Annotated in this window: 9 protein-coding genes; 3 read left to right on the top strand and 6 right to left on the bottom strand. The window is 50.0% G+C overall.

The window, feature by feature from the left end:
- Positions 1–125 precede the first annotated feature (125 nt).
- Together ACLR2L_RS06200 and ACLR2L_RS06195 are read right to left on the bottom strand one after the other, a co-directional pair.
- Positions 126–383, bottom strand: coding sequence for a type II toxin-antitoxin system ParD family antitoxin (locus ACLR2L_RS06200; protein WP_413366609.1), 258 nt, complete (start codon positions 381–383; stop codon positions 126–128).
- 306 nt (positions 384–689) lie between these two features.
- Complete coding sequence (locus ACLR2L_RS06195) at positions 690–1,415, bottom strand: hypothetical protein (protein ID WP_413366607.1); 726 nt, start codon at positions 1,413–1,415, stop codon at positions 690–692.
- A 493-nt stretch (positions 1,416–1,908) separates the two neighbouring features.
- On the opposite strand from ACLR2L_RS06195, the gene ACLR2L_RS06190 reads away from it, so the two are divergent.
- A complete protein-coding gene (locus ACLR2L_RS06190) occupies positions 1,909–2,589 on the top strand; it encodes a cupin domain-containing protein (protein WP_413366605.1) in 681 nt (226 codons plus the stop codon).
- A gap of 77 nt (positions 2,590–2,666) precedes the next feature.
- Here ACLR2L_RS06190 and ACLR2L_RS06185 read toward each other — a convergent pair whose 3' ends face one another.
- The 4 genes from ACLR2L_RS06185 to ACLR2L_RS06170 all read right to left on the bottom strand — a co-directional run bounded on the left by ACLR2L_RS06185 (position 2,667) and on the right by ACLR2L_RS06170 (position 7,266).
- Complete coding sequence (locus ACLR2L_RS06185) at positions 2,667–3,170, bottom strand: CreA family protein (protein ID WP_140956384.1); 504 nt, start codon at positions 3,168–3,170, stop codon at positions 2,667–2,669.
- Positions 3,171–3,254: 84 nt separating this feature from the next.
- Positions 3,255–4,784, bottom strand: a complete 1,530-nt coding sequence (gene hutH / locus ACLR2L_RS06180; protein ID WP_413366603.1) for a histidine ammonia-lyase — start codon at positions 4,782–4,784, stop codon at positions 3,255–3,257.
- Positions 4,784–6,472 (bottom strand): urocanate hydratase, encoded by a 1,689-nt coding sequence (gene hutU, locus ACLR2L_RS06175; protein ID WP_413366601.1) that lies wholly within the window; start codon positions 6,470–6,472, stop codon positions 4,784–4,786. Before hutU ends, hutH begins: the two co-directional genes overlap by 1 nt.
- Entirely contained in the window at positions 6,472–7,266 is a 795-nt protein-coding gene (locus ACLR2L_RS06170) for a UTRA domain-containing protein (protein ID WP_413366599.1), read from the bottom strand. The genes hutU and ACLR2L_RS06170 overlap by 1 nt, the downstream gene beginning before the upstream one ends.
- A gap of 108 nt (positions 7,267–7,374) precedes the next feature.
- Between ACLR2L_RS06170 and hutI the strand changes: the two genes are divergently transcribed.
- Positions 7,375–8,589 carry an imidazolonepropionase gene (gene hutI / locus ACLR2L_RS06165; protein ID WP_413366597.1) on the top strand — a complete coding sequence of 405 codons (1,215 nt, stop codon included), beginning with the start codon at positions 7,375–7,377 and terminating at the stop codon, positions 8,587–8,589.
- Complete coding sequence (hutG, locus tag ACLR2L_RS06160) at positions 8,582–9,526, top strand: formimidoylglutamase (RefSeq protein WP_413366595.1); 945 nt, start codon at positions 8,582–8,584, stop codon at positions 9,524–9,526. Before hutI ends, hutG begins: the two co-directional genes overlap by 8 nt.
- The last annotated feature ends 5 nt before the right edge of the window (positions 9,527–9,531 follow it).

The raw sequence follows: 9,531 nt of genomic DNA, 5'->3' as shown, positions 1-9,531 counted from the left end.
TTTCCGCAATGCTTTGAAACTGAATAATCACCCCATCAACGTATGATTTAGCCTGAGCTAACCCAAAGTTATCAATGCCATATTCAAATAGCTGCTCGAAATCCTGATCGGCAGCACTACTTAATCTATACTTCGCCATTATTTTGTTTTCTAGCAATCACTGCATTAACAATATCCTCTGGAGAACGAGAGCTAAAACCGCTTTGCTCTGCTTTGAGCAGTTCTTGCCTAATAACTTCTACTTCACTAGTACGCATTTGCTCTTTTCTGATCAAATCTCGCAATAACTCGCTGTCACTAGCATAATTGCCAGTAGCAAGTTGAGCTTGCATCCATTGTTCTTGTTGATCAGTTACTGTGATACTTTTCTTTACCATTGCCATAATTTACCTCCAATGAAAGACATCTCGTAAGGATAAAATCCTACTTAATACTACCACAGGAGAGTTTAGTTCATAACTGGTAAGAATCAATTTGAGTTACACCATAGAAATCATAGGTGGTAACAATATCGGTAAGTTGGTGGTCTTAGCTAAAGTAACAGCCGCAATATTGAAGGGATTACAAGCTCGCCCTTGTGGTCTCATAATCGTTTGGCCCCTCGTTCAAGTCCAGGTGGAGCCACCATTTTGATAGCTTGAATCATCAAAGAAATCCACCTTCTAGCACGGTAATTGCTATACCAATTATCAATCGTCAGACTTCGATGACAATATGTGCATTGTCTCTGTAATGATCACACTATGTCCGTTCGGGCATTCAATACGTTCGAAATTCCACCCAATCTTTAACGCTTCTTGCTTTATAACTAAGCTATTGTTTTCAAAAATTTTATTGCACTGTTTGCAAAAACACTGGCCAATTCCCTTTGCAATCAGGTCTCGTTCGATATCCCGAAAATCATCCCATTCCTCAGGAACACAACTGCAAACATCCTGCGAGGAGTCGGCCTGGGCAACCCACTTTTTAATTGCCGCAGCGTGATCATAAATGCTCACTTCATCTTTCAGGTAGTGAGCAAAGTGCGCGAACACCTGCTCGCTTTCAAAAACAAACATTGCTTCCGTATTGTCGCAAAACCGGCTGTTTCTTGATGTTGTATAAATATATTTGCCACAGGGAGGCGGGTTGTTCCATAACTCAAGAATTCTCTCTCTTCGTTTTTCGAGTTCAGCATTTGATGGCAGCGAAAGTACATCGTAAGACTTATATTCAAGAACTGATTTCAGTGACCTTTCTTGAAAAAGGACAAATAAATACATCGGCCACAAGATGATATTCAGCGGTAGCGTCGCGATAAGTAATTTTAGTGGGAATGGCTTCTCTAAACTGGCTCGAAAAAATAGATGCGCGGCAAAAAATAAAGCCGATACAACCGTTCCGATCAACAAATAGACAATCAATATTTCTATCAAATTCGCACCAGGTTAAAATTAGCTGTGCATTAATTATCAGCACGATATTGGCTGGAATGCTACTAAATGAATAGGAAGCTTCAAAAACTCATGACTACCATTACGTTAAATTACTATTTAATCTGCAGCCCCCCTTTCTTTTTAATCACCAATGATCTGCACCCGGTCCGCACCAGCCAATCTTGTAGATACTCTGGTTAGCTCGGTGAATTAAATTCCCCATTAGCAGTTTATTCCTGATATCACTGGCAGAATTGATAAAAGGCAACCATGTTTTGTCAAAAAATATGACAAAACACAACCATACTGAAACGCACTCGAGGCTCTCCTCAAATTCAAAAGTCTATCGCTTAATGCGGATAACGAATGTCCCCTAATTGCTGTATCCATTTTTTTGATACCAGGCAAAACACGTCAACATCAAATACATCCTCGAATAAACCAATTTCGGCAAATTCAAGTACAATCTCTGGTATTCCTTTTCGAGGTAAACATGAAAATAAACGGCGATTTTTCTCAGCGTGTTGTAATTAAACCTGAAGATTATGCCTATGTGCCTTCGCCATTACCTGGTGTTACGCGCATGATGCTGGATCGGGTGGGTGGCGAAGTAGCGAGGGCAACCAGCATTGTGCGTTACGCGCCTGGGGCCGGTTATTCGGCTCATGTACACAACGGCGGCGAGGAAATTCTGGTGCTATCGGGCACGTTCAGTGACGAACATGGTGATTATCCGGCCGGCACCTATTTACGCAATCCGCCAGGCAGCGCACATACACCTTATTCTGCAAACGGCTGTACCTTGCTAGTAAAGCTCTGGCAGTTCGCCCGGTCAGACAGCCATCCAGTAATATTAAATACACGCGAAGCACACTTTGTACCGGGCCTTGTAAATGGGCTGTCGGTGTTGCCTTTACATGAGCACAATGGCGTGAGTACTGCACTGGTGCGCTGGGCCCCCAACACGCAGTTTAGCCCGCATACTCATCCGGGCGGCGAAGAAATTCTGGTTCTGGAAGGCTGCTTTTACGATGAGCATGGCACGTATCCACAAGGCAGTTGGATCCGCAGTCCCCGCTATTCAACACATACCCCGTTTACCCGCGATGAAGGCGCGCTGATTTATGTGAAGGTTGGCTTTATCGGGGCAAATTTACTGGGCGACAGTTTATAACCGCTTTATGCGCGCGCAGCCAGCAGTGTTGTCTGCGCGCGATATGCCATATGCCTCAACGCTCGTTTGCGTAAGTACTAATCCTGTACTGGCACAGTAACAAACGCGTCGGTATCCCATAGCGGTACGGTGGAAATGCTGTGCTTGTAGCTACCTGAGGTTTCTTTAGTGCTGTAAGAAAGGTAAATCAGGGTTTGCGATTTTGCGTCGTATATACGGCGTAGCTTCATGTTTTTGAAGAACACGCTCTTGGATTTTTTGAAAATCACTTCGCCGGAGTCTGATTTATCGATAGCGGCTATCATCGCGGCATTGATTGGCCCGGTTTGACGGCAGGCAATAGAGCTATCAGAGGGATCAGACAAATCCAAATCCGCTTCAATACTGGAAATGTGGCAGGTAACGCCGGTTACTACCGGGTCCTGCAGGGCGTCAATTTTAATGTCTTTGGTAGTGAACACACCCAGCGACACATCGCCTACTTCACTGTCGCTACAGCCTGATAACCCGAGCGCGCAAGCCAGCGCCACTATTGGGAACACCGAAGAAACCACTGATTTGGCACACCGTTGAATACGCATTTTCGCTTCCTTTTGAACCAACACCATTAACTACTACAAGAACGGGGCGGCATCGACATAACACCGCCCACCCACTTTATTCTGCTATTCACTATCCAGCAGTTGTAATTGTGTAGTGTCCATCAAATGATGGCGTTTAATCAACTGTTTCGCTGCTTCAATATCAGGGGCGAAATAGCGATCCTTGTCGTAAAACGGCACCTCGTTGCGCAGTAGCTGCATTAGCGCTTGCAACCGGTTGCTGGTTTTCAACGGCCTTCTGAAATCCAGTCCCTGACACGCTGCCAACCATTCAATAGCCAGAATGCCTGCCACGTTGTCGAAGATGTCACGTAAACGGCGCGCCGCAAAAGTAGCCATTGATACGTGATCTTCCTGGTTTGCCGAGGTTGGCAACGAGTCAATCGACGCCGGGTGTGCGAGCGTTTTGTTTTCACTCGCCAGAGCTGCACACGTTACCTGAGCAATCATAAAGCCAGAGTTCACGCCACCGTTTTCCACCAGAAATGGCGGCAAGCCACTTAAATGGGTATCGATCATCAGCGACATTCTGCGCTCCGACAACGCGCCGATTTCCGACAACGCAATCGCCAGCATATCAGCTGCCATGGCAACGGTTTCGGCGTGGAAGTTACCGCCCGAGAGAATATCGCCGGTGTCAGCAAATACCAGCGGATTGTCGCTTACGCCATTGGCTTCGGTTACCAGGATCTGCTGCGCAAAGCGCAACTGCTGTAAACAAGCGCCCATTACCTGAGGCTGACAACGCAGTGAATAGGGATCCTGCACTTTGGTGCAGCCTTGATGTGAGTGTCCAATTTCGCTGGTAGCCAGCAGTTCACGGAACGCCGCGGCTACGTCGCTTTGGGTTTGGTGGCCGCGCACAGCGTGAATGCGGTCGTCAAACGGCACACGGGAACCCAGCGCGGCATCTACGGTTAACGCGCCAATGCCAATGGCGCTATACAGCGCGTTTTCTGTGTAGAACAAGCCTTGCAGTGCAAAGGCTGTTGATGCCTGCGTGCCGTTTAGCAGCGCTAACCCTTCTTTTGGCGCAAGCGCGATGGGTTCAAGCCCGGCTATGCTGAGTGCGCGCTTTGCATCAATGCGCTCACCGCGATAAAACGCTTCGCCTTCGCCCAGCAGCACCACGCTCATATGGGCCAGCGGCGCTAAGTCGCCACTGGCACCCACCGAGCCTTTTTCAGGTATGGCGGGATACACTTCAGCGTTGTATAGCTTGATCAGGGCTTCCACTACACCTAAACGAATCCCTGAGTAGCCGCGAGCCAACGAGTTAATTTTCAGTAGCATTAGTAAACGCACTGTGTCTTCGCTCATGAAATCACCGGTGCCTGCCGCGTGCGACAACACAATACTGCGCTGTAACAGCTCCAGTTCGTTTACGTCAATGCGGGTGTTGGCAAGCAAACCAAATCCGGTGTTAATGCCATACACTGTGCGGTTTTCTTTAATCACATCCAGTACCGTTTGTTCAGCCGCCTGAATGCCGGTTTTGGCGCTGTCGTCCAGTGCAAGTTCAACGTGTTCGCGAAATACCGTGCGCAGTTGTTCCAGTGTCAGCGTGCCGGGAATAAGGGTTAACGACTTCATTATTTATCTCCCTGTTGGCTGGCAACATCCAGCATCGGTAAATCCAAATTGTGTTTACGAGCGCAATCTTTCGCTATGTCGTAACCCGCATCGGCATGGCGCATTACCCCGGTGGCAGGGTCGTTGTGAAGTACCCGGGCAATCCGTGCGTCGGCCTCTTTGCTGCCATCACATAAAATCACTACGCCGGAGTGCTGGCTAAAGCCCATGCCTACACCGCCACCGTGGTGTAAGCTCACCCAGGTTGCACCACCTGCTGTATTGAGCAGTGCGTTAAGCAATGGCCAGTCTGACACGGCATCAGAGCCGTCCATCATAGCTTCGGTCTCGCGGTTTGGCGACGCAACTGAGCCAGAATCCAGGTGATCACGGCCTATCACAACCGGCGCGCTCAGTTCGCCATTGCGAACCATTTCGTTGAATGCCAGGCCCAGCTTCTGACGCTCGCCTAACCCAACCCAGCAAATGCGTGCTGGTAAGCCCTGGAACTGAATTCGCTCACGCGCCATGTCCAGCCAATTGTGTAAATGCGGGTTGTCTGGGATAAGCTCTTTTACTTTGGCATCGGTTTTATAAATATCTTCCGGATCACCCGATAGCGCCGCCCAGCGGAACGGGCCTATGCCCTCGCAGAATAACGGGCGAATATAAGCCGGTACAAAGCCCGGAAAATCAAATGCATTGGCAACGCCTTCTTCCAGCGCCATTTGGCGAATGTTATTGCCGTAGTCCAGGGTTGCCGCGCCAGCGGTTTGAAACCCCAGCATAGCCTGAACCTGTTTTGCCATAGATTGCTTAGCGGCTTTCACTACACCGGCTTCATCGGTGAGTCGCTGCGCTTTTGCCTGCTCCAGTGTCCAGCCACTGGGCACATAGCCGTTAAGCGGATCATGCGCACTGGTTTGGTCGGTTACCACGTCCGGAATTATGTTTCGGGCCAGCATTTGCGGGAACACTTCCGCAGCGTTGCCCAACAAGCCAACAGAAATTGCTTTACCAGCCTGTTTAGCCACTTCAAGCATGGCCAGTGCCTCATCTAAACTGGTTGCCTTTTTATCCACATAACCCGTTTTTAAACGAAAATCGATACGGCTTTCATCCACTTCCACGGCCAGCATGGAAAACCCCGCCATGGTAGCGGCCAGCGGCTGCGCGCCGCCCATCCCTCCTAACCCACCGGTTAATATCCAGCGGCCTTTGCTGTCGCCATTAAAGTGGGTTTTCGCAACGCTCACGAAGGTTTCGTAGGTACCCTGCACAATGCCCTGCGAACCAATGTAGATCCAGGATCCGGCGGTCATTTGGCCGTACATCATCAGCCCTTGCTTATCCAGCGCGTTAAAGTGCTCCCAGTTTGCCCAGTGTGGCACCAGATTCGAGTTGGCAATAAGCACCCGCGGCGCGTTTTCATGGGTAGGAAACACCCCCACTGGTTTACCCGATTGGATTAGCAGGGTTTCATTGTTATTCAGCCGCTTCAGCACCTCACAAATTTTGTCGAAGGATTCCCAGTCGCGGGCTGCTCGGCCAATACCACCATATACCACCAGGCTTTGCGGATGCTCGGCCACTTCCGGGTCCAGGTTGTTCATTAGCATGCGCAGCGGCGCTTCGGTTTGCCAGCTTTTAGCGTTTAACGTGGTGCCGCGTGGCGCGCGGATCTCACGGGTAGGGTCGAAACGTGTCATCATTTCTCCGGGGTAATTGTTGTTTTAGTTTGAAAATCCAGATGGCCGCCAAGTCGGTATCGACTACCAGGATGGTAGAGCACTGCATGGCTCACCACGCCCTGTTTTCTTCGCTTCTCGGCTGACTTACCCGGTGTGTGTCCTGACGCGGTAACCAGCGGAGAATGAATAGAAGAATAGGTACGGCGACTCACCTTCAGGCAAGGCTCTGTGGGTTGAATGTGTAATTCGTGGGCAATATCAGCGGCCGCCAGTACGGCTTCCACACTGTGGTCGGCCATGGTTAATGGCGCCACCAGATTCAGATAATAGTTAGCGGTTTGTGCGTGAAAATCGCTGCGCAGATAGTCTGGTGCCCAGGCGGGGTTTACCCATCTGTCTTCATATTGAACTGGCAAGCCGTTCTCGCTATGCACAATCACACTGTGAAATACGTCATCCCCTTCATTAACCGCAAGGTGCGCGGCTATACTGTGGTCGGCGCTTCGAGTTTCAAGCAATACAATGCGGTTGGAATAACGGTGCCCACGTTGTTCAATTTCATCGCGAATGCTTTTAATTTCCAGCATTGAACTCATGGGACGATGGTCAGACACAAACGTGCCCAGCCCCTGACTGCGCATCAGAATGCCTTCGTCCACCATGTCACTCAACGCACGTCTGGCAGTCATGCGACTCACCCCGTGCTCCTGTGCCAGTTGATTCTCAGACGGTACCTGATCACCTGGCTTCATGTGCCCGGCTTCTATGGCATCCAGAATAAGGGATTTAATGGCAATGTATCTTGGTTGCATACGCGCGTTCAGGTTAACTATTTGTTACAAGCATACTTGTATATACAAGTATGTACAAGTATGCTTATCTCATCTTTTATGCAGCCGGAATGCTTTTACGGAACGCTTATGTCTGTGCAGTTCGATACCCTTATTTACAATGTGCGTATTGCGTCTATGCAGCCCAATGGCCTGCCCTACGGCGAATTATCTGAATCCGTAGTGGCGTTACACCAAGGCTTAATTGCGGGGCTATATCACGCTGACGCCCTTAGTGAATTATCAGCAAACACCCGCATTAACGGCCACCAGCAATGGTTATTGCCCGGCTTTATCGACTGTCACACGCATCTGGTATTTGGCGGCGATCGCGCCAACGAATTTGAACTGCGCTTACAAGGCGTAAGCTACAAAGACATTGCCCTGCAAGGCGGTGGCATTAAAAGCACCGTAGCAAAAACGCGCGCCGCCAGCGAAGCTGAGCTGCTTAACAGTGCGTTAAAGCGCGCCAAACGCCTTACCGAGGAAGGCGTTACCACGGTTGAAGTTAAATCCGGATATGGCCTCGACAATGACACTGAATTGCGCATGTTGCGGGTGGCTAAATCCCTCGAAAGCCAGCTGCCAGTCAGAATTTCAACCACCTACTTAGGCGCACATGCATTACCCCCGGAGTTTGCCGATAACGCCGAAAACTATATCGACTTTGTGTGCCAAACGGTGTTGCCCAATGTTGCGTCACAACAGTTAGCAAACGCCGTAGACGTGTTTTGTGAGTCCATTGGATTTACTACTGCACAAACCGAACGCGTGTTCAAAGCTGCCCAACAATTTGGTATTCCGGTAAAAGCCCATGTTGAACAACTCACCGACAGCAAAGGGGCGGTACTGGCTGCAAAATACAACGCCTTATCGGTTGATCATATTGAGTACCTGGCCGAGTCTGACATTCCGCACCTGGCAGAAAGTGGCACCGTAGCCGTATTATTACCGGGGGCGTTTTATTATTTAAATGAAGTACAAAAGCCCCCTGTATCGGCGCTTCGCCAGCACAATGTTCCTATGGCCGTCGCTACCGATTTAAACCCTGGCAGTTCGCCAATCGCGTCGCTGCTCACCGCCATGAACATGGCCTGTGTGCTGTTTGGTTTAACCCCCGAAGAATCGCTAAGAGGCGCTACGCTAAATGCGGCACTCGCATTGGGTCTCAGTGACAGAGGCGAAATTAAACCCGGCAAACTGGCCGATTTAACCTTGTGGGACATCAACACGCCTGCCGAACTGGTGTATACCTTAAACGGGCATCGCCCAACACAGGTGTTTTTTGGAGGCCAACATGTTTAACTGGCAGGGTCGCACCGATACCGAAGACGGCGCAAAAGGGCTGCGCTGGCATCAGGTAGTCAATCAATCTGGGGATACTCCGTTGCCAATGCTGTCACTAGTGGGGCTTGCCTGTGATTTGGGTGTACAAGCCAACAAAGGACGGCCAGGAGCCTGTAATGGGCCAAATGCCATCCGCGAAGCGCTTGCCAATCTGCCCTGGCACTGGAATGCCCGGTTACAAGATGGTGGCGATATTCAGGCCGAGCAGGATTTAGCCGCAGCACAGTTGCACTATGCCAACGCGGTAACTGAAGCGCTCAGCCAACAACAAGTTGTGTTGGGCTTAGGCGGCGGACATGAAATTGCCTGGGGTAGCTATCAGGGATTATTGAATGCGTTACAGCACGCGTCTGATGAACCACAAACCATTGGCATTATTAACTTTGACGCGCACTTCGATCTGCGACGCCCGGCGCCGCACACCAGTTCAGGTACGCCATTTCGGCAAATATACGACCATTGCCAGCAGCATGGGCACGCTTTTCACTATGCCTGTTTAGGTGTCTCAAAAGCAGCCAACACCCAGGCGCTATTTGACTTTGCCAACGTCACCCAAACCCGTTATTTACTGGACACCCACTGTACGCTGGAGGCCGCAACCGCCCTGCTTACCCCCATGTTGCAACAAATCGACCAGCTCTACGTAACGATTTGTCTGGATGCCTTCCCGGCTTCCGCGGCACCGGGCGTAAGCGCACCCAGTGCGCTGGGTATCGACGTGCGGTTTGCTATTAACATGCTTCATTATCTGGCAAAGCAGCAACAGCCACTCAACTACAAGTGGACATTGTGTGATATCGCCGAAATGAATCCCGGCTTCGACATAGACAAACGCACCGCCAGGCTGGCAGCGCGTTTGGGATTTGAAGTAGCGGATGCAATTTTCGAGGGCTAAGAAAA

Origin of the sequence: Alteromonas sp. AMM-1 (assembly GCF_047290655.1) — a bacterium.
In the GTDB taxonomy this organism is placed as follows: domain Bacteria; phylum Pseudomonadota; class Gammaproteobacteria; order Enterobacterales; family Alteromonadaceae; genus Alteromonas; species Alteromonas mangrovi.
This window is presented reverse-complemented; position numbering and strand designations above follow the sequence as displayed.

Bases quoted from the DNA above. Each gene is read 5' to 3' on its own strand.
- ACLR2L_RS06200 (WP_413366609.1), bottom strand. From the start codon at position 383: ATGGCAATGGTAAAGAAAAGTATCACAGTAACTGATCAACAAGAACAA.
- ACLR2L_RS06190 (WP_413366605.1), top strand. From the start codon at position 1,909: ATGAAAATAAACGGCGATTTTTCTCAGCGTGTTGTAATTAAACCTGAA.
- ACLR2L_RS06185 (WP_140956384.1), bottom strand. From the start codon at position 3,170: ATGCGTATTCAACGGTGTGCCAAATCAGTGGTTTCTTCGGTGTTCCCA.
- hutH (WP_413366603.1), bottom strand. From the start codon at position 4,784: ATGAAGTCGTTAACCCTTATTCCCGGCACGCTGACACTGGAACAACTG.
- hutU (WP_413366601.1), bottom strand. From the start codon at position 6,472: ATGACACGTTTCGACCCTACCCGTGAGATCCGCGCGCCACGCGGCACC.
- ACLR2L_RS06170 (WP_413366599.1), bottom strand. From the start codon at position 7,266: ATGCAACCAAGATACATTGCCATTAAATCCCTTATTCTGGATGCCATA.
- hutI (WP_413366597.1), top strand. From the start codon at position 7,375: ATGTCTGTGCAGTTCGATACCCTTATTTACAATGTGCGTATTGCGTCT.
- hutG (WP_413366595.1), top strand. From the start codon at position 8,582: ATGTTTAACTGGCAGGGTCGCACCGATACCGAAGACGGCGCAAAAGGG.